The following is a 24,998-nucleotide window of genomic DNA, read 5'->3' on the forward strand; positions in this document are numbered from 1 at the left end:
AAACAACTTCGCAAAATGAGCATACCCTTTAAACCAATTAGAAACTAAATAGAAAGCCAAGAGGCAAAGTTCTTCGTTCGGCTGTAAAGTTATATTATTCAGTTGATGTGTTTACTTTTTTTTGTTATCATGATACACTAAAACTAAATAATGGTAGTTAGAAATTTGTATCTGCAAAGTATTAGGATTAATTTAAGCTCTTATCTGAAAGAAATTAACCATTCATATTTTAGCAGAGAATTGGAATATAATATATTTTAGTGAAAAATTAAATTGATTTTTGGCATAAAAATGTTATAGCAAACTAAAAAGTTATCCGCTTGTGGTATAAGGCAAGACTGAAACGGAAAATTTCTGAGTTATAACGGAATGGAGAAACTATGTTACAGAAAAATATTCTTATAATTGATGATGATGAGGATTTATCTTCAGTTATAAGTGATATGCTTACTTACTATGGATATATGGTCACTTGTGCTGTAGACAGTGAGAATGCATTTTCACTTCTTTCTGATAATAAATATCATCTAATATTGCTTGATATAAATCTTCCTGATAGTACAGGATTTGAAGTATGTAGGGAACTTCGTCGTGTATCAACTGTCCCTGTTATATTTGCAAGTGCAAGAACAAATGAAGATGACAGGGTAAGGGGTTTTGATATAGGGGGAGATGATTATCTTCCTAAACCATATTCACTTAAAGAGCTTCTGTCGAGAATCAATGCACTTATTCGGCGTACATATGACTTTGCAGAAGAAGAAAAAATAATTAATTTTGGAAATATATCTATAAACATAATGGCAAGAACAGTTTCAAAACGTGGAAATAAAGTATCACTTTCGTTAAAGGAATTTGACTTGATTTCATATTTTGCGCAGCATATAAATACAGCAATTTCAAAAGAAAAGCTAATTTCTGAGGTGTGGGGAATGTTCAGTGAAGTTGAGCCATCAACTCTAACTGTTCATATGCGTTGGTTGAGAGAAAAGCTTGAGGAAAACCCAGCCAATCCGGAGTATTTAAAAACAGTCTGGGGATTAGGATATATGTTAGAGGTGCATAATGAAAAGTAAATTATTTAAGGCTACAGTGCTTTTCGAAATACTTGTTATTCTAATAACATTTTTATTTATCTATAATAAAAAGACTGAAAATTTATCAGATGTAAAAGCTGAACAGATAATAGCACTTAATGAAATAAATCAGCTGACACTGATTGCTGTTTCATCAGGTGATGTATTGGCAATCAGTGAAATAACTGATAAAATATCTTCTCTTCAGGATAATATACGACTAAAAACAAGTGGCAGACCACAAAAACAGAATTTCTCAATTCTGTTTTTGTCCGGAACTTGTATGATATTTATATTAATTATATTTATATACATATATTTACAGATAATACGTCCATTTGATAAAATGGAAAAATATATAGATAATATTGCAATGGGAAATTTTGATTTACCACTTGATTTTGAACGGTCAAACTATTTTGGCGCATTCACATGGGCTTTTGACAATATGAGAAAAGAAATAACAAAAGCACGTTCCTGTGAACATGAGGCAATTGAAAACAACAAGACCGTTATAGCAACTCTTTCGCATGATATCAAAACTCCTATATCTTCAATACGTGCTTATGCAGAAGGGCTTGAGATGAATTTTGGCGGTACTGCAGAAAAACGCGAGAAATATTTGAGTATAATCATGAAAAAATGTGACGAGGTTGCAAAGCTTACCAATGATCTCTTCATACATTCAATTTCTGATCTCAATAAGCTTAAAGTAAATATACAAAAGGTAGAAATATGTGAGCTGATACATGATACAGTAATTGATATCTCAGCAGAGCATGATGATGTTAATTTTGAAAATCCGCTTTTTAAAGTACAGGTAATGGCTGACAGGAAACGTTTTGTACAAGTAACTGAAAACCTTATTAACAATTCAAGAAAATATGCAAAAACAAGAATAGATGTATCTGTAAAGCAGAAAAAAGACAATGTATATATAGTTTTCCGTGACTATGGAAAAGGAATTTCTGATGAAGATATGCCTTTTGTATTTGATAAGTTCTATCGAGGCAGAAATTGTAAGGATGAGCAGGGCTCAGGTCTTGGATTATATATTGTCAGGTATATAATGCAGCAGATGAAAGGAGAAATATTATTACATAATTACTCTGAAGGACTTGAATCAACACTTGTTCTTCCCATAATAAAGTGATATATCTGTTCTTAAGGATTTCTTAATAATTAATCTGATAGAATTTAAGCAATACAAACGAAAGGACATTATGTATATGAAAAAAATAATTCTGTCAACAAGAAAACTATGTAAAAGTTATGCTCATAACGGAGAACAGAACCACATATTAAGTCAAGTGGATATTGATATCTATGATGGTGACTTTACAATAATTATGGGCGCTTCAGGATCAGGAAAATCTACTTTACTTTATTCTTTAAGCGGAATGGATAGAGTAACGGCAGGAGAAGTTGTCTATAAAGGAGAAAACATTGTTAAGTTCAGTGAAAATAAGCTTGCTGCTTTGAGACACAATGATTTTGGATTTGTTTTTCAGCAGATGCACCTTATAAGTAATCTTAGCATTTTTGAAAATATAGCAGTTCCCGGCTATCTTAATAAGAAGTCAGCAAATGAAGTGAATAAGCGGGCTGATATGCTTATTCAGAAAATGGGACTTTCAAAAATAAAGACTCATCTTCCGTCACAGACTTCAGGTGGAGAACAACAGAGGGCAGCAATATCAAGGGCTGTTATCAATTTGCCAGTGCTGCTCTTTGCTGATGAACCGACTGGTGCACTCAACAGAAAAAACACAATAGAAGTTTTAAATCTTCTTACGAACATGAATAAAGAGGGTCAGAGTATTCTTATGGTCACACATGATATGCGTGCAGCACTTCGTGCTACTAGAATACTTTATCTTGAAGATGGGAATATAAGTGGTGAACTTACTTTACCTCCATTTGATGATACTGAAGAAAAAAGCCGTGAAACACAGGTTAATGCATGGCTTTCTTCAATGGAATGGTAGGTGTAAGTATGGACATTTTTACTATTCTTAAAGCAAATATAAGATATAAAAAAGGCGCATTCAAAAGCATAATTTTTCTTATGCTCATTATCTCAATGGCACTTACATCAATCATAAGCCTTAATGATAATATCAGTTCAACGCTTGAAAAAGCATTTAATAAAATCGATACAGGCGATATAGTTTCATTTATAAGTGATAAAAATCTGACTGATGATATAAAAGCAAAGGTTACAAATTCACAAGATGTTGACTATGTAAAAGATATTGAATGTATTGCTGCTGATAATGCGACAGTAAATAACAAGTTAAGTACCAGTGCGATTTTTCTTGTTTCTGGACATGACAGTTTTAAGTATCCTGTTTTTAATAATAAGGAAACAGGATTTGTCAATAATCCTGAATCTCTTGAATCTGGAGAAATATATGTACCAATAAGTTATAAGACATTATATAATTGTAAAACAGGAAGTAAGATAACAATTGAATTGGCGGACAGTAAAATGAATCTTACAGTAAAAGGGTTTATTCAGGATGCATTTATAGGTGCATACGTAATGGGAATCAAACAGGCATTTATTTCTGCGGAAGACTATATTAAGTTTAGTAATTTATATTCTGAGAATATAACTAATCCAAATATCTCAATTATAAAATTTCATATATATAACATATATCAGTCTGATAACAGCAAACTTTCAACGGGTAAATTCAAGACAAATATAAATGCAATTTCAGGTATATGTAATAATTCAATATATACTATGTCAAGTAGAGAAGCTATGAAATATACTAAAATTTTTACTGATGTGGGAAGTAATATCCTGTATGTATTTATTATCCTGCTACTCTTTATTGTTATGATAATTATGGGACATAGTATCTCTACAGGAATAGAAATGGATTATGTCAATCTTGGAGTTTTGAAATCACAGGGATTTACAAAAGGTAAACTACGTAGTATTTTTGTTTTACAGTATTTTATTGCTGAATTAATCGGAGCTGTTTGGGGTACGATTATTGCGATACCTGTCACAAGACTGCTTGGAAACATTTTTCAGCCAATTACAGGAATACTTGCGGTGTCTGATATATCATTACTTAAATCTTTAAGTGCGATTATTGGTATTATGGTTCTAGAAATATTATTTGTATTTTTTAAAACGGCAAAGATATCGAAAATATCTCCTGTAAAAGCTATATCAGGTGGAAAAGACAGTGTTTATTTTGACAGCTGGATTAATATTCCGATTGGAAAGAAAGCATTGTCTTTAAGACTTGCATTAAGACAGTTTATGTCTAATAAACGTCAGCATTTATGTACAGTAGTTGTCGTAGCTATACTTGTATTCTTTATGATGTCGATGACTATTGTTACAAATTCAATAACGAGTAAAACTGCTATTGAAAGCCTTGGTGGAATTATATCCGATATTGACTGTAAATCAACTAAAAATATGACAATGGATAAGGCAGATGAAATAGAATTTGAAATAAATAAAATAACTCCTGTTGTAAATTCTGTTTATTCTAGAAATGATTATTATGCCTTGGATAATGCGCAATATTATGCAAGTGTTTATAATAAACCGGAAGCTTTTAAAAGTATATTGAAAGGTCGTATACCATTATATGATAATGAAATAGTTATTACCGAAATATTATCTGATGAAATCGAAAAGGGCATAGGTGATACCGTTACTGTATCTACTAAAAATAAAGAGAAAAAATATATAATTTCAGGTTTGTTCCAGTATATGAACGATGTCGGAAAATGCTTTGGAATGACGTTTGCTACTGCAGAAAGAATAACTCAAGAAAAGATTAGACCCGGATATTTTTATTATGTAATTAAAGATAAATCAAAAATACAGAAGGTCACAGATATGCTTAACGAAAAATTCAGTGATGTTTTATCTGCTACAGTGTATGACATCAAAAAAGATGCAAATGTAAAAACCATTCAGGATTCCCTTGATGCTATAACCAGTTTGATTTATATAATTTCAGTTGTAATTGTCCTTGTAATTGTAACAATGGTATGCGCAAAAACATTTCTGAAAGAAAAGATTGATATAGGAATATATAAGTCGATTGGTTTTACTGACAGGAATATCCGTTTTCATTTTACATTAAGATTTATAGTGGTTTCAGTAGTAGGCTCGGTATTTGGTATTATATTATCGTTACTGCTGACAAGTAAAATGATCAATAGCTTATTCAGAATTATTGGAATATCTAGTTTAGCAACTGAATATAGCTTGTTTACAATACTTGCACCAACTGTTCTTATATGTGTATGCTTTGTTGTATTTTCATATTTTTCTTCTAGAAAGGTAAAAAAGGTTTCAGTTAATGAACTTATTTTTGAATAATATAGAAGCAACTAAAATAATAAAAAATTGGCTGGTGTAGAAAACGTAAGTCGAATTCAGAATTTTAAAAAAGAAAAAACAAATAAAGTAATTAAGGAATTAAAGAATAATGGACTGTCAATAAGACAAATAGAAAGATTAACGAGGATTAGTATTGGTTTAATAAGAAGAATATAGCACAGAATAACCGTCTCCATGTGTTGTATACATGGAAAATATATCTGGAATGCTAAAGGCATTTGTTGATAGAACTTGCAGTTGGTTTCATAGAATGGAACTATTGTCAAGACTTGGAGTAGTTAATCATATTGAAGAATTAAAAGAGCAAGTTGATTTTCTTAGAAATATCTTAGTGGAAAATGACGGAATATTCAAAAATAAGCTAAGTCACTATTACTTTACAAAATGGGGCACCTATACTGGTTTAGCATTGGAAAAAGATTGGAGATCCAAAAAAAGACGTATGTGTGATTTAACATTTAGAAGCTTATTAATATTGTATAATTCAGAAATACATTAAGGAATATTATGTATGACACTGAGTTACAAAATGCAGAGAAAATAAACAAACAGAAATTAGTCAATACATACATACGGACACAAAAATAAGCCTAGAACTATGAACAAAGAGATTTTCATATAGCAACAAAAATTAGAAACAAAGCGATTTTTTGTTGCCACCAAAGATGAAATGAACATGAAGGAAATTTATATTAGCTGTATCGATAAGTCAATAAAAGGGAGTATATGTCAGATGAAATTAGTTGAGAATATTTCAAAAGAAGAATTAAAGAATATCTCAAAAATTGTAGGTGAAGCTTTTGTTAATAATGAACTATTTCATGAATTTGGGTCACTTGAAGAACGAAAAGCATTAGTGTTGAGATATATGGAGTCATATGTAAAATGTACATATAATATGAATGCACTTTATCAGAATGATGAGAGTAATTCTTATATAGGCTTAATTTATAGTGATAGGAAAGCAGTTTTACCACAAATAAAAATGATGTTTACATTAATTAGAATAATCCCGTTTCGTATAATGAAAAGGTTTTTAAAACATGTTAAAGAGATTGCCGATGGAAATAAAGAATATACTAAAAATACATATCTAGAAGTTTTAATGGTTTGCGTGGGAAAAGAGAATCAAGGACAAGGAAAGGCAAAAGAATTAGTGAATTTTGCAAAACAAATGGCAGATAAACGCAACGTTCCTTTGCTTTTTGACACAGATATGGAGGATTATGCTAAGATGTACCAACATCTCGGTTGTAAATTATACAATATAAAGTCTGCTTCAAATGGTGTTGCAAGATACAATTTGGTTTGGAAAGCTAATTTATAATAAGTTTTTTGTTGCTAGTAAAATGAGCAGAGACCTTATATGAAAAACTTAATATTGAAATCATGAAGCTAAGTTTTAGGTCAACTTAAAGTACCTTTATGCTTAGCTTCTTTTTATTACTAGATTACTAGGAACGTTCCAGCAGGAAACCAATTTTGTTTGTAGTAAAATTCTTTAAGGAGTTTTTCCTGAAAGGTAAATTTTATCTCTTGTTTCCTATTAATAAATTAGGAGAAAAGAGTTTTTTTGTTTTTGTCAGAATATTAGTGATAAAACTATGTATAAAAATATAGGCAAAATTGTACAAAATAATTTTAACATTAATATTTATGTGAAAACGGCATAATAAAGTTGCGAAAGCAAATACTAAAAGTATTGTGTTGATATAGAAGTATATAACAAAAAAACAGAAAAAGGAAAGAAGATACAATGACAGAGAGAAAAGCAAAAATAGAAACAGGATGGAATTTAGACAACAGTTATGCTCGTCTGCCTAAATCATTTTTTACAAGTCTTAATCCAACCCCTGTATGTTCACCAAAGTTGATTATTCTAAATCATTCGTTGGCAACATCTTTGGGATTGAATGTGCAGGCATTGCAAAGCAATGATGGTGTAGCGGTGTTTGCTGGTAACCAAATTCCCGAAGGTGCTTTGCCTCTTGCTCAGGCTTATTCGGGACATCAATTTGGACATTTTACTATGTTAGGGGACGGTCGGGCTCTACTGCTTGGTGAACAGATTATTCCACAAGGTAATAGGGTTGATATTCAGCTCAAGGGTTCAGGTAAAACGCCATACTCTCGCGGGGGCGATGGTCGAGCGTCTCTTGGTCCTATGTTACGCGAATATATCATCAGCGAAGCAATGCATGCATTGGGGATTGCTACCACCCGAAGCTTAGCTGTGGTCACAACTGGGGAGTCAATAATTCGTGAAACCTACTTGCCTGGTGCAATTTTGACAAGGGTGGCTACTAGTCATCTAAGAGTAGGAACTTTTGAATATGTTTCAAACTGGGGTACTTTGAAGGAACTAAAGGCTTTGGCTGATTATACATTGGAAAGACATTTTCCAGACGTTGATGTTGTTGAGAACCGTTATCTTTTCTTACTTAAGGAAGTGATTAAGCGTCAAGCATTGTTGATTGCCAAATGGCAACTTGTTGGCTTTATCCATGGTGTTATGAATACTGATAATATGACTATTAGTGGAGAAACCATTGATTATGGCCCTTGTGCTTTTATGGATGCTTATGACCCTAAAACGGTATTCAGTTCCATTGATACTTATGGACGTTATGCCTATGGCAATCAACCGCATATTGCCGCGTGGAATTTGGGTAGATTTGCTGAAAGCCTATTGCCTCTGTTGCATGTTAATAAGACACAGGCTATTAAATTGGCTCAGGATGAGATTTCGAGTTTTAATGAGTTGTATCACTGTAATTGGCTTACGGGAATGAGGGCAAAACTAGGAATATTTAACGAAGAGTTGCAGGATGAATCCATTATTCAAGGTCTACTCAATATAATGCAGAAGTATGGTGCGGACTATACCAATACCTTTCTAGCATTAACTTTTGATAAGCTAGAGGATATGTCCATGTTTGGTACTAAGGAATTTAGTCAGTGGAATGAGCTATGGCAGGCGAGATTAAGTAGGCAGCAGGAGTCAAAAGCTTCTTCGCATGAGTTGATGCGAAATAGCAATCCCGCGTTAATTCCTCGCAATCACCGAGTAGAAGAAGCACTAGAAGCGGCGGTGAAACATGGAGATTACAATGTGATGGAACGGTTTCTTGATGTTCTTTCGAACCCTTATGCGCATTCTTCTAAACAGGCTGATTACTCCACATTGCCTGCACCATCAAACAGTCCTTACCGAACTTTTTGTGGTACCTAATATTTAAAAAGTATGTCATAAAATTTTTAGAATCTTTCTATCATTGAAGATAATGGAAGGTTCTTTTTATTTTAAAAAAATTTATAAATATATTGTAAAAAAATATGAAACATGTTACTATAATATCAGTGATATATCACGGGTATATTTTTAATATACAAAAGATATTATTACAAATAATTAAATGAGAGGATAAAATATGAAGGAAAAAGAAAGTATTTTAAACGGTTTAAGAGATTTACCAAAGCACTTGAATTCAAAAACAATAAGTTCTGGTATAATTTCAGGAATTTTTGGTTGGTGTACAGCATTAATATTGTATGCAAATGGTAATGCTTGTGGATGGTCTGCTCAAGAAACAGTTTCATGGATTTTTGCTTGTTGGGTATTTGGTCCAATACTAGGTATTATTATTTCTTTAAAATATAAGAAACCGATTCCAGGTGCATGGTCAATATCAGGTGCTGCTATAGTTGTTTCTGGTGCTGCAGCAGGATATTCGCTACAGCAAATGTGTGCTGGTTTTTTAATTGCTGGTATTTTGGTATTTATATTAGGAATAATTGGACTTATTAATAAGGTCATGAAGTATTTGCCTATGCCAATTGTTATGGGGATGACAGCTGGTTGCTTATTTAAATTTGTTACAAATATTGTTAATTATTTTTATACATGGTCAACAGACATATCAAATCCTAATAATACAAAATATTTTATAATAGCAATACTAGCAGTGGTTACATGGTTAGTATTTTCAAAGCTTAAAGCTAAAATTAAAGTTATACCTCCTATTCTAGCTGCTTTAGTAGTAGTTATAATTTGTGTATTTACATTTGGATTGTATGATCCGAGTGCTTTAGCTGGATTGACTTTTTATGGACCTAAATTTATTGGTTTTTCGTTTGAAAACATTTTAGGAGTAATTGTATCAGTTTCGTTACCATTAACATTTTTAGTTATTGGGGCAGAAAATGCTCAAGCTATTGGTGTTTTAAAAAGCCAAGGTTATGTACCTCCGGTAAAAGCTATGACAGTATGGTCTGGTATTGGTGGAATGGTTACATCATTATTTGGAGGACATAATGCAAATATTGCTGGACCAATGACTGCAATAGTTGCATCTGATGAGTCAGGTAAAAATAAAGATGATAGATATGCTTCAGCAGTTGTTTGTGGATTGTTTTGCTCAATAATTGGTGTGTTTTCTAGTATTTTGGTTCCTTTCCTTAATACTATGCCAATTAAATTAATATATTTAATTGCTGGATTAGCAATGATTGGTGTAATTTTATCATCATTACAAAGCGCTTTTAAAGTTGGTAAATTCCAAATGTCTGCGTTCTTTGCATTTTTCGTTGCATTAGCACAAAAGTCATTCTTGGGAATTGGTTCAGCATTTTGGGCTTTATTAATCGGTGTAGTTGTTGCAGGTATATTAGAAACTAAAGATTTCAAAGATGTAATTAATGAAACTAAGGGTGTTTAAAAAATTACTAATTAAATTCATAAAAAATATTACTTATAAGAGGAAGGTGTAAAATTGAAAACATATAAGTCTATAATTACTTTTGATTCTAGTTGTGATTTACCTATTTATGATGAAGTAGACGTTTTAGTGTGTGGAGGAGGACCTGCTGGTGTTGCTGCAGCTGAAACTTCAGCTAGACATGGAAATAAAACATTATTGGTTGAAAGATTAGGTTTTTTAGGTGGCGCTGCAGTTGCTGGATATTCAGGCACAATTTGTGGTATGTATTATGGTTGTGATAATCCACTTGATGAAGAACCTAAACAATGTGTTTATGGATGGACAGATAAATTTTATCAAGAAATGAAAAAGTGTAACGCTGTAACCAAACCTCAACCATACGGGAAAACATTTTTAGTCCCTTTTGATCCTCAAATGTGGAAAGAAGTTGCTGAAAACATGGTAGTTGGTGCTGGAGCTAAAATACTTTATCACACAAATATAATAGGTGTAATAAAAGATGAAGATGTCTTTAAAGGCATTGTAATTGATACAAAAAGTGGAATGGCACAAATTAGAAGTAAAATTATAATTGATTCTACGGGTGATGCTGATATTATATATCGTGCTGGTTATGATTATACTATGGGAAATAACGGAAGTATTCAAAATCCTACTATGATATTTAGATTAGGTGGAGTGGACACTAAAAAGTTCTTTGATTATTGGGGTGAAGACCGTATTTCGCCAGACAAAGTCTCAGAAGCAATGAAAGAAGCAATTTCTAAGGGTGCGAATCTACCAAGATTAAAAGTTTGGGTTTATGATACAACAAGACCTAATGAATTGTTTATGAATGTAACTTTAATAACAGGAAGAGATGGACATGAGCTAAATGTATGTGACCCTGATGACCATACAGAAGCAGAGGAAGTTGCTAGAAAACAAGTTAGAGAGTATGCTGAATTTTTCAAACAATATATACCTGGATGTGAGAATTCATTTATTAATGATTTATCTTGCGAAATTGGAGTTCGCCAGACTAGAAGTATTGTTGGTATTGATAAAATAACAAATGATGATGTAGCTAAAGCAAAAAAACGTCCAGATGGTATAGTTAGATGTCCATGGCCAATTGAATTGCATAGTGGTGAAAAACCATATTTATTTTGGTTAATAAATGATTATTATGAAATTCCGTATGGTGCTTTAGTACCTGCCATAGGAGAAAATTTAATAGTAGCCGGTAGAAATTTATGCGCTGAACATCAAGCATTAGCTAGTTGTAGAGTAACAGCTCAATGTTTTGGATATGGTCATGCTGCTGGATTGGCTGCAGACAAAGCTATTAAAGATAATAAACGTTTACGTGATCTAAAAGGTGAATATATAAGAAAATTATTAAATGAAGAGAATGCTAAATTGGATTAATCGTTGTAAAATAATGCAGATGATTTGATATACTCCGTTTATTGTAGACAGTTAAAATAGAACTGTCTACAATAATGGAGTATTTTTATTTTAATGTATATATGTGTTGTTTAGAAGATTTTTACTAGATTGTATTATAATTTACAAAATAGATTTAAATATGATATAATATAATTAATAAAGATAGGGTGGGTTTTATGAAAAATAAAGTATTTGAGAAAAAAAGTTCAGATTTACTTGTAAATAATGCATATAAAAAAATGGAAGAAATGATAGTAACTGCTGAACTTAAACCAGGAGATATCGTATCAGAAAATGAATTAAGTGAATTTCTAGGAATTGGTAGAACACCAGTTAGAGAAGCATTGAAAAAATTAGAAGCTACGCATACGATTGAAATATTACCGCGAAAAGGAATTTTAATTAGATTAGTTTATGTAGATGAATTACTACAACAAATGGAACCAAGAAAGGCTTTGGAAATATTAGTAGTTCAACGTGCTGCTAAATATGCATTTCCAGAAGAGAGAAAGCGTCTGTTAGAATTAGCTACTGAATACAGAAAGATAACAGAAGAGTGGGCACCTGCAGTTGAAGCTTTAAGAATTGATGATGAGTTTAATCATTTAATATGTAAAGCTAGTAAAAATCCATTTATCGGAGAAATGTTATTGCCACAACATGCTTTAGCAAGAAGACAATATTATTTAAATTATTTTATTGATAAAGAATTGACAGCAAATGTTAATTTGTCTCATGTAAAATTGATGGAGGCAATTGCAGAAGGCGATGGAGAAAAGGCTGTAATAGAATTAGAAGAGCTTTTTGTAAATTTAAGAAAGTTTAACACTATAAGTCTTTCAACATGGTTGCCACTCAATGAAAATTAAAACTAGAGAGGAATTAATGTTATTATGAATAAAAAAATTAATACGATGTATTTTAGTGCAACAGATACAACTAAAAAAATAGTATCTGGAATAGCAAAGAAAATTTCAGAGAATAATCATAGCGATATAGCTATAAATAATATTGATTTTACAATACCGAAAGTTAGAGAAGAACAAGTGTCTTTTACAGAAAATGATGTTGTCATTATAGGAGTGCCAGTTTATGGAGGAAGAGTTCCCAATGTACTATTAGAATATTTAAATTCTATTAAAGGTAATGGTGCATTAGCAATTTCAGTAGTTGTTTATGGAAATAGAGATTTTGATGATGCTTTAGTAGAATTAAAAGATATTCTTGAATCAGATGGTTTTAAAGTTATTGCGGAAGGAGCGTTTATAGGTGAACACTCATTTTCTAATACTGTTGCCCAAAACAGACCTGATGAAAAAGATATGCTTGTAGTAAATGACTTTGCTAATCAAATATATACAAAAATAACAACTGAAGATAAAATCACAACTCCAGCTGTAAGAGGAAATAAGAGTTATATAAAACATTCTAAGCCTCAGAAAAAAGATGGTAAAAATGTTGATATAAAACAAGTTACTCCAAAAACAAACAGCAATTGTACTGATTGCAAACTTTGTGTAGATTTTTGCCCGATGGGTTCAATTGATTTTAATGATGTATCCAAAGTAAGTGGAATTTGTATTAAATGTGGTGCATGTATTAAAAAATGTCCTGTTAATGCAAAGTATTTTGATGATGAAAATTATTTAAAAAGCAAACATAAATTAGAAACTAATTATGTTTCTCGTAGAGAACCAGAAATATTTATATAGATACTTTTTATAATTGTAGTACATTTGATTTGACAGATATGTTATTTTAACAACCTAGTGCGAAATTAAACATTGAGAGGAATTAATGTTATTATGAATAAAAGAATTAATACGATGTATTTTAGTGCAACAGATACAACTAAAAAAATAGTATCTGGAATAGCAAAGAAAATTTCAGAGAATATACATAGCGATATAGATATAAATAATATTGATTTTACATTACCGAAAATTAGAAAAGAACCAGTGCTTTTTACAGAAAATGATGTTGTCATTATAGGAGTACCAGTTTATGCAGGAAGAGTTCCTAATGTATTATTAAAATATTTAAATTCTATTGAAGGTAATGGTGCATTAGCAATTTCAGTAGTTGTTTATGGAAACAGAAATTATGATGATGCTCTAATAGAATTAAAAGATATTCTTGAATTAGATGGCTTTAAAGTTATTGCAGGAGGGGCGTTTATAGGTGAACACTCGTTTTCTAAAACTCTTGCCAAAAATAGACCTGATGAAAAAGATATGTCTGTAGTAAATGACTTTCCTAATCAAATATATTCAAAATTAACAACTCAAGATAAAATTACAACTCCAGCTATAAAAGGAAATAAGCATTACATAAAATATTATAAACCTAAGAGTAAAGATGGTAAAGATGTTGATATTAGAAAAGTTACTCCAAAAACAAATAGCAATTGCACTGATTGTAAACTTTGTGTAGAACTTTGTCCTATGGGTTCAATTGATTTTAATGATGTATCCAAATTAAATGGAATTTGTATTAAATGTGGTGCATGTATTAAAAAATGCCCTAACAATGCAAAGTATTTTGATGATGAAAATTATTTAAGACATAAACACGAATTAGAGATTAATTTTGCTTCTCGTAGAGAACCAGAAATATTTATATAGATACTTTTTATGGGATAGGTATTATGAGTATATTTTTATTAAATAGTTGAAAAGCACCAAGACATAAAATCTTGGTGCTTTTTTGGTGATTCAAAATTATATATTATACTTCCACCAGAATATGACTCCAGCTAAAGCGAGTGCGAATCCAAGTCCTGTATAGAACACAGCTATAAATACAATTGGTACCAACCCTGAATATCGAAGCCATATCCCTCCACTCATCATAAAAATCATAATACAATAGGATTTTATATCAAAAAAATTCCAGAATGGTTTTTTTTCTTCTTGGTAACTCATAATTCTTTTGGTATGTTTGATAGCCATTTTGTAAAACATTGCTCCAAACAAGCAGAATACAATTGTGGATAGGCAACCATTCCAAAGGTTGATTGCCTTACTTTCAGCATAAGCAATCACGCCAAGCCTTGCCACATTGAATCCTGCAATTAGCCACACAGTTCCCGCAATGGCTAAAAGCACTTTTTTCTTTACCTGAAACATATGATGCTTCTCCTTTTTTGATGTTGCAAAATCTCAGTAATTTCTGTCATTTTAATCAATTCTTTCGTGATTGTTTCAATCTTTTCATTTCATTGTAGCCAATCAGAACACTCCAGACATAGGCGCAGGTTTTAGGAATCATCAACGCTCCGATTATAGGAATGGTGTTGGCAAACAGTACCACTGGAATGTAGAAGGCAAAGCTGAGAACAATCGTTAACCACATATATTGGAATGGCTTGTCAGTGGCTTTCTTGGTACTTTGATAAAACAGCATGATTACAATTATGCCCATGGCGGCAAAAGGAATATTACGGTAGATTCCCCAGGACAGCGGTGACTCAATGCTGATCCAAGCGTTTTGCGGCATCAGGCAAAGCACAATCCGAAGTATGGCTAGTGCATATACAGAGATGGTGAGACCTTGTTTGTCTTCCACCTTATAACGCAGACGCCACACATAATAAAGTAAGATGTAAAAGATGGTCATGGTAATGGAAGTGATGAATTTACCAATTCCCAGTGCAACCGTGTAGTTTTCTAGTCCAGTGGTGCAAAGTGCTAGAGCTCTGGGTATCAGATGAAAGGAATCTCCCAATCCAAGAATGACAGCCATAATACCGAATAGACGATATTGCGCATTACCTTTGCTTTTCTTTATCATTAGTATACCGATAGTGATTACGGTCGTCAGATAGACGACATCAAATATAGTTTCCATAATTGCTTGCATAAAAAATCTCCTTTTCTAATTGAACTTTGTTCATTTTAAATTTTATGAAAACCCGCCGTTTTGACGGGTAATTATATCTCAATAAATAGTGCGTTTAATTATTTCTGTCAGCATAGCGCAAGAGCTTTCTTGCTTCATAAGTAGCGAAAGCAAATTTGAAAATACAAAATCCACAAAGTCAGATTCTGTAAAATTCTTGGAAAACGCTGACGGTGTTACTTTGGCGTCACTCTGTAAAGCTTTAAGCAACCCTGTTTTCATGTGGATGAAGTACCCTTCCATCACCTGACGGGCTTTTCCTTTTTCAGTGCTAGCAAAGCTAATGGAATGAGCGGTAAAAAAATTTGGGTATTCTGCCACTCCAGATTGAACACTCTCAAAAATCCACGATACATAATCTGGAAAAGAAGCTACCTTCTTGCAGATTTTATCCATATGGAAAATATGCTGCCATACGTCCTGTATGGTGGCGACAATTAAATCCGCTTTAGAGGGAAAATAATTGTAGACTGAGCCGACTGAAACATTGCATTTTTTCGCTACGGTGCGCATATTGAGGGACTGCAAGCCATTTTCTGCTGCAAGCACTCTGCACACTGTGATGATTGCTTCTTTAGATGTAACAATTGTATTTATTATCTTCACCTCCTCATACTGAACATTGTTCATTGTAGCACACACTTTTTTATGTGTCAACGAAATTGTTCATTATTATCTTACGCCTAAACGATTTCGAAATTTAATACGCAAGGATATTTACCATCACTGTCTAGAGGAGAAGACACAACTTCTCTTAGCTTTAGCTTAATGTCAAGCATTTTTTGATAATGATATCTAAAATGTCCACAACAACAAAGACAATAAGTTTTTGAAACAGAATAATCACGCTTTAGTTTGTTAAAATTAGTACATGCACATGCATACTTTCCATTTTCCAAATATTCAACTGCAAGTATTGTAATTGTTCCATCACCGTTAAGAACAGGCTTGCCCATATAAGGAACATTCTTGACTTTCTCAAGCTTTTCTTTAAGTGGAATTCCACTGTTTTCTTTTGCGAAAGCTTTTGATGCTTTATCTCTTGAACCACTTTTACAACAGGCATTCCAGTCTAGAATTTCACGCTTTTTATCAAAATCAAGCTTTTCATCAAAAACATCCATAGCATGTTTGAAATAAGCGGCTCTAATTTTTTTAGGTGTACTGCTTACTATGTCGTCATATCCACTGTTTATTGAGTGAATTATACTATCACTAACCTCAAATTTTACAAGTGATTCTTTAAATTTTTCTGGACACGGCATATAATACTCTCCTTTCGTACAATATAAATTTTTCTTTTACCTCATTAAATTGCATACTTTTAAGCAATTGAGATTTTATGTATTATAAGAAATATTATACTATAAAAAGTAAATTTATTCAACTTCGAATTGTGAACAATAATGTTTTATATCTTTGCTATTAAACAAAATCAATTTTACTTGAAGTTTGTTGTGCTACCCATTATATAGGATATATCTTCTCTTACTTTTCAGCTATAATTATAGTGGTATTTTCCATTCTCCAAACTTTGTATACATTTTGAAAACCTGATTTTGTTAGCATATCAATTTGATTATCCACACGTATACGTTTGTTTTATTTTATCATCATGACTAAAATGATGCATAGTCTGAAAAGATATAACTGCATCATATTTTCCAATGCCAAACTCATAATCAAAATAGTTTGCATTTATAAGCATAAAAGGGGTATAGAAATATATTCTTTATTTGTAACAAAGGTATAAACTGAGACAAAATATAACACAAATTTACAAATTATGCAAGGCGTGATTGAAACGCATGAAAATATATGATATAATGGATATATTATTAACAAATATACATGGGTTGTGGTGCTTCGTAAACGACTAAAATAACTTGCTATAAGGAGAACAAAAAATGAAAAAATTAAAAAAATTTAAAAAATTGAGAAGTATTCAAGGAAAACTGATTATTTGTTTTGTTACATTGATTTTGGTTATTAATTTAGTTACTGGAGCAATGGAGTATAATGTTACAGCTAAACAGCAAATAGAAGATATCAGACGTGAGGTTTCAAGGTTGGCAGCGTCAGCTGCATTACTGATTAATGGTGACGATTATCAAAAACTGCAAACAGAAAACGCTGAATTAAGTAGAGAATGTATTATTTATACTAGGGATAAAATGCTAGCTTTTCTAAAAGCAACCGGATTAGAAGATGTTTATACCGCAATTGAAAAAAGTGATGATAAAATTTCTATTATTATAGATGCAGATGAAGAAGATTCGACTTCAATAGGATATGAATATGATTATTTGCCTGCTATGAAGACCGCATTTAGTGGAACTGCTTCTGCTGACGAAGACATGATAACAGATGAATATGGAACATTTCTTTCTGGATATGCTCCTGTTAAGAACAGTAAAGGAAAAGTAGTAGCAATTATAGGATTAGATATAGATTCAAGTTATATTTTACAACAAAGAGAACAATTGATTTTTAATATTTTAAGAAATATGTTTATTAGTATAATATTAGCCTTTATATTTTCGATTTTTTTATCAAGAAAAATTACAAAACCTATACGTTACCTAGTTGAGCGTTTTAAAGGGCTAAGTTCAGTTGGAGGGGATTTAACTCAAAAAATTCAAATAAAAACTGGAGATGAAATAGAAATCCTAGGAGATGAAGTTACAGAATTTATTGAAAAAATTAGAGATATCGTTGAACAGATAAAGGATAGTTCTCAAGGCGTTGCCAGTTCAGCTGATGGATTAAATATTTCTATTTGCCAAAATCATAAAGCTGTAGAAGGGGTGTCAACATCTATTCAGAACATTGCATTAGGGTCTAGTGAACAAGCAGAAAATGTAAATGATATTTCTTATAAAATTCAGAAAATTGCTACAGATATGAATGAAAACGGAAAAAAAATTGAGAATATTAACAGCTCAGTTGATGAAACGAGAATGCTTATTAATAATGGGCTTAAAGCGGTTAATGAGCAAAGCATAAAAACTGAAGAAAATATGCTTGCCTTTAAAAATGTAACAGAAGTCGTTGGAAAGCTTGCTAAAGAAGCAAAAGATGTAGAAACTATCCTTCTGACAATCACTAAAATATCACAGCAAACCAACTTGCTTGCCCTTAATGCGGCCATTGAGGCTGCTAGAGCTGGTGAGCATGGAAGCGGTTTTGCTGTTGTAGCTAATGAGGTAAAAACATTAGCAGAGGGCTCAGCTGAAGCGGCTAAAGAAATTGAAAAAATCCTTGAAAGAATAAATAATGAGACAAATGTAGCTGTCGAGTTGATAAATAATGCAGATTTTATTGCAAAGGAACAGAAAAAGGCTGTAGAAGGTACAAGCAAAACATTCACATCTATGACTAAAGAAATAGAAGGTATGATTGACAGTATTCAAACAATAAGCGTGTCTTTTGAAGAAATTGGAGGCAATACAAATAATATTGCTGAAAAGATACAAAATATATCCACAGCAACCCAAGAAAATGCAACAATTGCTGAGCAGGTATCTGCTAGCAGTGAAGAACAAAATGCAACCATGGATGAAATAGCACAGACTGCTGAGAGTCTAAACCAGCTAAGTCAAAAGCTCCAAGGTGTTATTTCTAAATTCAAAGTATAGAAAAAATCATTATTACTTTTAGAATTAGTTCAATGGAGATGTCAAAAAATACGGCAAGTCACTGAAAAATGACTTGTCGTATATTGTTATTATTAGCTTAGTGTATACTTATAACAAGTCCATTGCCATAGTAATTTCATCTTCATCACGTTCACCTGTATGATAAAATCCTGATTTAGTATACAGTATTTTTGCAATGTCATCTCCTTTACAGTTGCAAAGTAAAATTCGATTATACTTCCTTACTTTTCAGCTATAATTATAGTGGTATTTTCCATTCTCCAAACTTTGTATACATTTTGAAAACCTGATTTTGTTAGCATATCAATTTGATTATCCACAGTACATGGCGTATCATAATGGTAGAATTCACCGTCGGGTATATTTTGCTCTTTACGTATACGTTCGTTCTCTTTATAATAAAAATCTTCCTCTTCTTGGTCAATAACCATATAATCACACTCTATGTATTTAGCGCCTGGTTTTAGTGTATGACATATTTTTGAATATAGTTTTATCTTATCATCATGACTAAAATGATGCATAGTCTGAAAAGATATAACTTCATCATATTTTTCAATACCAAACTCATAATCAAAATAGCTTGCATTTATAAGCGTTAAGTCTTTGTCATGGTGTTTCTGTTTTAATTTATCAAGCATCGCCTTTGTCAAATCTATACCTGTTACCTTTATTGTGGGATTAATTTTAAATATTTCATCAAGCTCCAATCCTGTTCCACAACCTAAATCTAAAAGTCTAGTAACATTTCTTGATATTAGTTCTGCCATTTTCACATATCCTTGTTGGCAGCCTTCAACATTTTTTATCATGTGTTTATCGTAACCTTCTACACGAGCAGTAAAAAAGTCACTCATTTTTTCAATAAGCATATTATTCCTCCATTTATTGTATATACATAATCTTTATTTATATTTCGTTTATTTTACCATCGGTTTCACCACTTTTTTAAAAATTCTATATAAATAATACTACTTCGTATATTAATGTATCAACCTAAAACATTTTTATGAAACAAAAATGCGCCAATCATCTTTTGATTAATGGCGCAATTAACTATTAGTTTTTTCTTTTCATTATTAGAATAATTCTTTGTATGCTTTTAATTGACAAACAATACTTTTGTGAAAGAACTTTAGTAGATATACCAGATTTATATTTTTTGTAAATTTCTAAATTTCTAGAATAAGTTTCCTTTTTGCTATTAGTTGTTTCTCCCCAAAGTTTTCTGTTGCATTTCTTTTTAGGAATATAAATGTATTCACCCTCAACATATTTTTGAATTAAGTCTAATAATTCTTCTGGCAGTACTTCTACTGCTTTAATATAGCTCATTATGCTCCTCCTAATTTAAACTTTTTTAGGATTGAGCAAAGGCTAATTCATATTTTAATTATTAATTAAGATGCAATAGCCTTTGCTATGCATAAATAACATATCCAGTCATTAAACTATCCTCCTTTACTATATATTTACATCATACCGTAATTTTACAAAATACGCTAGTACGTATAGATTCTTTACAATAACATAAAATTTAAAAGAAAATCTAATTCAAGTTAACGTTAAAAGTGAAATTTTGCATTCTTTTAAGGTTAGCAATTTAATTAATTCTTTAATAAACAATGATGAAAATAAAGATAAATCAATTGTCTCTGAACTTTCAGGTGGAGAAAAGAAAAAAATACTTTTATCAATGATTTTTAGTACTGAGTCAGAGGTAATTATATTAGATGAACCATTTGCTGAACTTGACTCAGAGGCAAAAAATGTTTTAATACATTATATTAATTCATGTTCAAAAGATAGAATCATTATAATTATTACTCATGAAATACCAAAGGAACTTGATAATGAAGAAATTATAAAAATAAATATGAGTGATAATGATAATGTTGTTACTGTTTAATTCATGGAGGTGTTGAAATCCATATTCATGTGAAATATTATTAAAACTTTTCATTAAAGTATCAAAATTGAGTGACCAATGTGGATGTTTTCTGTAGCAAAGTATACTTTAGTTTTTAAAGGAAATATTAAAGTAATAATGTAAACGATAAATATATATTTGCGTTATGTATAGGAGTGAAAATGAGTATATTAACAACTGTTACAAGAATGTGGTTAACAAGGTCGGTAAAGCCATTTTTATTTACTAATGAATTTGATAATCAACTTCCATATATGGAAACAAACCAATTGGGGCTTTATGTGCATATACCATTTTGTAAAACAATTTGTACGTTTTGTCCATATTGTAAAGTTAAGTATGATGTTGATCTTGCTAATAGATATACAGATGCTTTAATAAAAGAAATACATCATGTTGGATCTGCAAATGAAGATAAAAAAATAGTAACAAGCTTATATTTTGGTGGTGGTTCACCGGCTTTAGTAGAAGATAGGTTGGGAGAAATCATTTCTGCTATAAACCAATATTTTACTATTGCAGAGGGAATAGGAATAGAACTTCATCCTAACAATGTAACAATAAAATTATTGGAAAAATTAAAACAAGTTGGTATTACAAAAATAAGTATTGGAATACAATCATTTCAAGATGAGTTTTTGAAAACCTTAGGAAGAGAGAAAATCGATTATCAGAGTATGATTTATGCAATTCAATCGGTACCATTTGAAACAGTGTCGATGGATTTTATTTTTGCTTTACCGGGGCAAACTTTTGAATTGTTAAAACGTGATATTAATACCGCTTTTCAAAATGGTGCGAATCATATAGCTATATATCCTTTTATTGATTTTGCTTTTACAGACAGCACAATATTAAAAATGAGTAACAAGGAAAAGAGAAAATTGCTAGATGATATTACGAATTATTTCAACGAAAAAGGATATGTTAGAGATTCTATTTGGACATTTTCAAGTTCAAAAGGTAAAAAATACTCATCTATGACACGAGATAATTTCTTGGGATTTGGTTGTTCTGCTACAACATTACTTGAAAAGCAATTTAAAATTAATACTTTTTCAATAGATGATTACATAAAGAGAATAAATAATAATAAATTGCCTACTTCTTTGACTATACGTTTTACAAAACGACAACGTATGATGTATTATCTATTTTGGACTGCTTATACGACAAGGATTAGTTCAGAAGACTTTGAAAAATTCTTTGGAGTTTCTCTTAAAAGTCAATATTGTTTTGAATTATGGGTTGCAAAATGTTTAGGTTATATAACAGAGCAAGATGGTTTATATGAGATGACTCTTAAAGGTGCATTTTATTATCATTATTATGAAAACTATTACACACTTTCATATATTGATAAAATGTGGGGTATTATGAAAAATGAAGCGTTCCCGCCAAGTATAAAATTTTGATTTAACAAATAAAAAGGGAAACACCTAAGAATATATAGGGGAATAACTGCTTCGTTGACAGGGGTAAACCATAATATATAGTTGCTTAACTAATAATACTTGTGTTATATTGTATAAGAGTTATATAAACCAAAATGGTTTCATATCAGCAATTGACCATGAAGCTACAGCTGAAATTATGTCAGATTTATTAGGATTAAGTGTTTTAATGAATAGAATTTTATTTAATAAACAAATAGGAAAGATTAATAAGTAAAGGGAAGGTTAATTATGAATGGAAATAATAGAGCAGATATAAAAATTGGTGCACAGGTGAAAATTGTATTAAAGGCAGATCAGGCAACTGGAAAACTTACAGAAGGTACGGTAGCAAAATTACTTACTAATAGTGCTCACCATCCGCATGGTATTAAAGTGAGGTTAACCGATGGCCAAGTAGGAAGAGTGCAGGAAATAATTTAGGAAAATAGAATTTATTTTATTAGATGAACCATTTTTTGAACTCGATAATGAGGCGAAAAATGGTTTAATACATTATATTAATTTATATTTAATGGATAGAACAATAATAATTGTTACTCATGAAATACCAAAAGAGCTTTATAGTGAAAAAATTATGGGAAAAATTGACTTAAAATATCAAATGTAGTAGAATAATAGAAAGTTACAATTAGTTGAGTGTAACTTTTATAAAATACTATATATAAATAAGGAGAGCTTAAAATGAGAAAAATATTATGTTTTATTTATAATAATATGGCAGATTTTGAAATTACTTTGAGCTGCGATATGTTAGGATGTCTAGAAGAAACAAAAATAATCAGCGTTGCTTATGAAAGAGGTACAGTAGGGGGATTGTCACAACTTAAGTATACTCCCGATATGACAGTAAGAGAAGCTATTAAACTTGACGATATAGATGGGCTAATTATACCCGGCGGATTTGAAAGAAATTGCAAAGAGGAATTGATAGAATTAATCCAAAAGGTGGACAGGGATAAAAAATTAATTTGTGCAATCTGTGCTGCACCAGAGTATTTAGCTAAAGCGGGGATACTAGATAATCATTTGTATACTACAACCTTAGACCATAGTTATTTTGTAGAAAATGGAATTGAAGATTGTTTTCCTCGTAAAAACTATCTAGAAGAAAAAGTTGTAATACATGAAAATATAATTACAGCTAAAGGAAAATCATTTATAGATTTTGGTGTAGAAATTTTAGATTATTTCAATGCGTTTGATAATGCTGATGAAAAAGAAATGTATGCAAGGTCTTATAAAGGAGAATAATTTAATTTAGAGTAGTGAAATACTTTAACCAAAATAAAAAGATGTAATAGTGGCTCTTTTTCAATAGTTGTGGTGATAATTTTAAAAAAACCTTGTCCTTGCAAGGCAAAGGGCATTTTAATGTTTAAATAATACCCTCCATCGTTGGAAAAATTCATCTTACAAAGGTTCCATGATATCAGAGCAAAAATTTATATAGTACTTATGGAGGATGAATATATGTATGAGTTATCTAAACTACCTAATATAGGTAAAACATTGGAAACACAATTAGTGCAAGTGGGTATTGAAACAACCCAACAGCTAAAACAAATCGGCAGTAAGCAAGCGTGGTTAAGTATAAAAGCGATTGACCCATCTGCTTGTTACAATCGTTTATGTGCTTTAGAGGGTGCAATTCAAGGTGTTAGATGGTATTACCTTAGTGATGATACCAAAAAAGAGTTAAAAGAATTTTACAATAATTTAAAATAAACAAGTAAAAAAATAGATAAAAAAAAGTATCAAGAAAAACTCTTGGTGCTTTTTCTTTTATAAAAAACTAAAAAGTACTTGCACTATACTATACATGTGTAGTATTATACAAGTAGAATATAAAATTTAAATATTTAGCAAAGGAGTGGAATATATGTCATTAAAACACGGAATACTTGGACTATTAACATACGGACCAATGACGGGATATGAACTCATGAAGGTATTTAATAAGTCTTTAAAATTCTTTTGGAGTGCACAAACAAGTCAGATTTATCGTGAATTGGATACTATAGAAAAAAAAGGTTGGGTGACTTCAGAACACATTATTCAGAAAGATAAACCCAATAAGAAAGTGTTCACCATATCAAATGAAGGTAAATCTGAACTTGTGAATTGGCTTAATGGACACTCAGCAAAAAAAATGATGAACTTGCGAGACAGCATGACTATGCGTATTTTCTTTGGCTCAATAGGGGATATGAAGGTGTTAAAAGGGGAGCTCATGGAATACAGATGTATCAATGAACATTTTCTGGAAAGCTTGAAAAATGTCGAAGAAGGTCTAGATAAAAGTGAACAATCCATTAGAGAATCTAGTGAAAAGCTTTACTGGATTATGGGAATTAAGCGAGGGTATATAACAGCTAAAGCTAACATTGAGTGGGCTGATGAGTGTTTGGAATTGTTGAATAAAATGAAAGGGGAACAATAA

General features: G+C 31.2%; 27 protein-coding genes. 20 read left to right on the forward strand and 7 right to left on the reverse strand.

Annotated elements, in window-relative coordinates; translation table 11 throughout:
- Positions 1-380: 380 nt before the first annotated feature.
- The 12 genes from JYG23_RS13685 to JYG23_RS13740 all read left to right on the forward strand — a co-directional run bounded on the left by JYG23_RS13685 (position 381) and on the right by JYG23_RS13740 (position 14,236).
- The gene (locus tag JYG23_RS13685) at positions 381-1,076 is read left to right on the forward strand and encodes a response regulator transcription factor (RefSeq protein ID WP_207236234.1); all 696 of its coding nucleotides are present in this window, start codon (positions 381-383) and stop codon (positions 1,074-1,076) included.
- On the forward strand, positions 1,066-2,229 hold the full coding sequence (locus JYG23_RS13690; protein ID WP_207236235.1) for a HAMP domain-containing sensor histidine kinase: 1,164 nt from the start codon (positions 1,066-1,068) through the stop codon (positions 2,227-2,229). The genes JYG23_RS13685 and JYG23_RS13690 overlap by 11 nt, the downstream gene beginning before the upstream one ends.
- 76 nt (positions 2,230-2,305) lie before the next feature.
- Positions 2,306-3,064: an ABC transporter ATP-binding protein gene (locus JYG23_RS13695; protein ID WP_207236236.1), complete on the forward strand. Its 759-nt coding sequence runs from the start codon at positions 2,306-2,308 to the stop codon at positions 3,062-3,064.
- Between the two features lie 8 nt (positions 3,065-3,072).
- Positions 3,073-5,439 (forward strand): ABC transporter permease, encoded by a 2,367-nt coding sequence (locus tag JYG23_RS13700; RefSeq protein ID WP_207236237.1) that lies wholly within the window; start codon positions 3,073-3,075, stop codon positions 5,437-5,439.
- A 208-nt stretch (positions 5,440-5,647) separates the two neighbouring features.
- Positions 5,648-5,959: a hypothetical protein gene (locus tag JYG23_RS13705; RefSeq protein WP_207236238.1), complete on the forward strand. Its 312-nt coding sequence runs from the start codon at positions 5,648-5,650 to the stop codon at positions 5,957-5,959.
- 234 nt (positions 5,960-6,193) lie between these two features.
- Complete coding sequence (locus JYG23_RS13710; RefSeq protein WP_207236239.1) at positions 6,194-6,787, forward strand: GNAT family N-acetyltransferase; 594 nt, start codon at positions 6,194-6,196, stop codon at positions 6,785-6,787.
- A gap of 429 nt (positions 6,788-7,216) precedes the next feature.
- On the forward strand, positions 7,217-8,692 hold the full coding sequence (locus JYG23_RS13715; protein WP_207236240.1) for a YdiU family protein: 1,476 nt from the start codon (positions 7,217-7,219) through the stop codon (positions 8,690-8,692).
- Between the two features lie 199 nt (positions 8,693-8,891).
- Positions 8,892-10,178: a benzoate/H(+) symporter BenE family transporter gene (locus tag JYG23_RS13720; RefSeq protein ID WP_207236241.1), complete on the forward strand. Its 1,287-nt coding sequence runs from the start codon at positions 8,892-8,894 to the stop codon at positions 10,176-10,178.
- A gap of 54 nt (positions 10,179-10,232) precedes the next feature.
- On the forward strand, positions 10,233-11,591 hold the full coding sequence (locus tag JYG23_RS13725) for an FAD-dependent oxidoreductase (RefSeq protein ID WP_207236242.1): 1,359 nt from the start codon (positions 10,233-10,235) through the stop codon (positions 11,589-11,591).
- Positions 11,592-11,788: 197 nt separating this feature from the next.
- Positions 11,789-12,481 (forward strand): GntR family transcriptional regulator, encoded by a 693-nt coding sequence (locus JYG23_RS13730; protein ID WP_207236243.1) that lies wholly within the window; start codon positions 11,789-11,791, stop codon positions 12,479-12,481.
- 24 nt (positions 12,482-12,505) lie between these two features.
- Entirely contained in the window at positions 12,506-13,324 is an 819-nt protein-coding gene (locus JYG23_RS13735) for an EFR1 family ferrodoxin (RefSeq protein ID WP_207236244.1), read from the forward strand.
- Between the two features lie 93 nt (positions 13,325-13,417).
- Entirely contained in the window at positions 13,418-14,236 is an 819-nt protein-coding gene (locus tag JYG23_RS13740) for an EFR1 family ferrodoxin (protein ID WP_207236245.1), read from the forward strand.
- Positions 14,237-14,332: 96 nt separating this feature from the next.
- Here the strand turns inward: JYG23_RS13740 and JYG23_RS13745 are convergent, their stop codons facing one another.
- The 5 genes from JYG23_RS13745 to JYG23_RS14950 form a co-directional block, all read right to left on the reverse strand.
- A complete protein-coding gene (locus JYG23_RS13745; RefSeq protein ID WP_207236246.1) occupies positions 14,333-14,740 on the reverse strand; it encodes a hypothetical protein in 408 nt (135 codons plus the stop codon).
- A 55-nt stretch (positions 14,741-14,795) separates the two neighbouring features.
- On the reverse strand, positions 14,796-15,473 hold the full coding sequence (locus tag JYG23_RS13750; RefSeq protein WP_207236247.1) for a hypothetical protein: 678 nt from the start codon (positions 15,471-15,473) through the stop codon (positions 14,796-14,798).
- 78 nt (positions 15,474-15,551) lie between these two features.
- The gene (locus JYG23_RS13755) at positions 15,552-16,142 is read right to left on the reverse strand and encodes a TetR/AcrR family transcriptional regulator (RefSeq protein WP_242631587.1); all 591 of its coding nucleotides are present in this window, start codon (positions 16,140-16,142) and stop codon (positions 15,552-15,554) included.
- A gap of 53 nt (positions 16,143-16,195) precedes the next feature.
- On the reverse strand, positions 16,196-16,777 hold the full coding sequence (locus JYG23_RS13760; RefSeq protein WP_207236248.1) for a hypothetical protein: 582 nt from the start codon (positions 16,775-16,777) through the stop codon (positions 16,196-16,198).
- 314 nt (positions 16,778-17,091) lie between these two features.
- On the reverse strand, positions 17,092-17,220 hold the full coding sequence (locus tag JYG23_RS14950) for a class I SAM-dependent methyltransferase (RefSeq protein WP_242631588.1): 129 nt from the start codon (positions 17,218-17,220) through the stop codon (positions 17,092-17,094).
- A gap of 199 nt (positions 17,221-17,419) precedes the next feature.
- Here JYG23_RS14950 and JYG23_RS13765 point away from each other — a divergent pair, with 199 nt between their 5' ends.
- Positions 17,420-19,150 (forward strand): methyl-accepting chemotaxis protein, encoded by a 1,731-nt coding sequence (locus JYG23_RS13765; protein WP_207236249.1) that lies wholly within the window; start codon positions 17,420-17,422, stop codon positions 19,148-19,150.
- Between the two features lie 242 nt (positions 19,151-19,392).
- Here JYG23_RS13765 and JYG23_RS13770 read toward each other — a convergent pair whose 3' ends face one another.
- Together JYG23_RS13770 and JYG23_RS13775 are read right to left on the reverse strand one after the other, a co-directional pair.
- Positions 19,393-20,043: a class I SAM-dependent methyltransferase gene (locus tag JYG23_RS13770; RefSeq protein ID WP_207236250.1), complete on the reverse strand. Its 651-nt coding sequence runs from the start codon at positions 20,041-20,043 to the stop codon at positions 19,393-19,395.
- A gap of 187 nt (positions 20,044-20,230) precedes the next feature.
- Positions 20,231-20,506 carry a CD3324 family protein gene (locus JYG23_RS13775; protein ID WP_207236251.1) on the reverse strand — a complete coding sequence of 92 codons (276 nt, stop codon included), beginning with the start codon at positions 20,504-20,506 and terminating at the stop codon, positions 20,231-20,233.
- Between the two features lie 244 nt (positions 20,507-20,750).
- On the opposite strand from JYG23_RS13775, the gene JYG23_RS13780 reads away from it, so the two are divergent.
- From JYG23_RS13780 to JYG23_RS13810, 7 genes are all read left to right on the forward strand, one after another.
- Positions 20,751-21,080 (forward strand): ABC transporter ATP-binding protein, encoded by a 330-nt coding sequence (locus JYG23_RS13780; RefSeq protein ID WP_207236252.1) that lies wholly within the window; start codon positions 20,751-20,753, stop codon positions 21,078-21,080.
- 182 nt (positions 21,081-21,262) lie between these two features.
- On the forward strand, positions 21,263-22,516 hold the full coding sequence (locus tag JYG23_RS13785; protein WP_207236253.1) for a coproporphyrinogen-III oxidase family protein: 1,254 nt from the start codon (positions 21,263-21,265) through the stop codon (positions 22,514-22,516).
- A 109-nt stretch (positions 22,517-22,625) separates the two neighbouring features.
- On the forward strand, positions 22,626-22,772 hold the full coding sequence (locus JYG23_RS13790) for an STIV orfB116 family protein (protein WP_207236254.1): 147 nt from the start codon (positions 22,626-22,628) through the stop codon (positions 22,770-22,772).
- Between the two features lie 14 nt (positions 22,773-22,786).
- Positions 22,787-22,978: a YwbE family protein gene (locus tag JYG23_RS13795; RefSeq protein ID WP_207236255.1), complete on the forward strand. Its 192-nt coding sequence runs from the start codon at positions 22,787-22,789 to the stop codon at positions 22,976-22,978.
- 261 nt (positions 22,979-23,239) lie between these two features.
- Positions 23,240-23,809, forward strand: coding sequence for a DJ-1/PfpI family protein (locus JYG23_RS13800; RefSeq protein WP_207236256.1), 570 nt, complete (start codon positions 23,240-23,242; stop codon positions 23,807-23,809).
- Positions 23,810-24,028: 219 nt separating this feature from the next.
- On the forward strand, positions 24,029-24,283 hold the full coding sequence (locus JYG23_RS13805) for a TfoX/Sxy family protein (RefSeq protein ID WP_207236257.1): 255 nt from the start codon (positions 24,029-24,031) through the stop codon (positions 24,281-24,283).
- 154 nt (positions 24,284-24,437) lie between these two features.
- Positions 24,438-24,998 carry a PadR family transcriptional regulator gene (locus JYG23_RS13810; protein WP_207236258.1) on the forward strand — a complete coding sequence of 187 codons (561 nt, stop codon included), beginning with the start codon at positions 24,438-24,440 and terminating at the stop codon, positions 24,996-24,998.

The organism is Sedimentibacter sp. zth1 (assembly GCF_017352195.1).
In the GTDB taxonomy this organism is placed as follows: domain Bacteria; phylum Bacillota; class Clostridia; order Tissierellales; family Sedimentibacteraceae; genus UBA1535.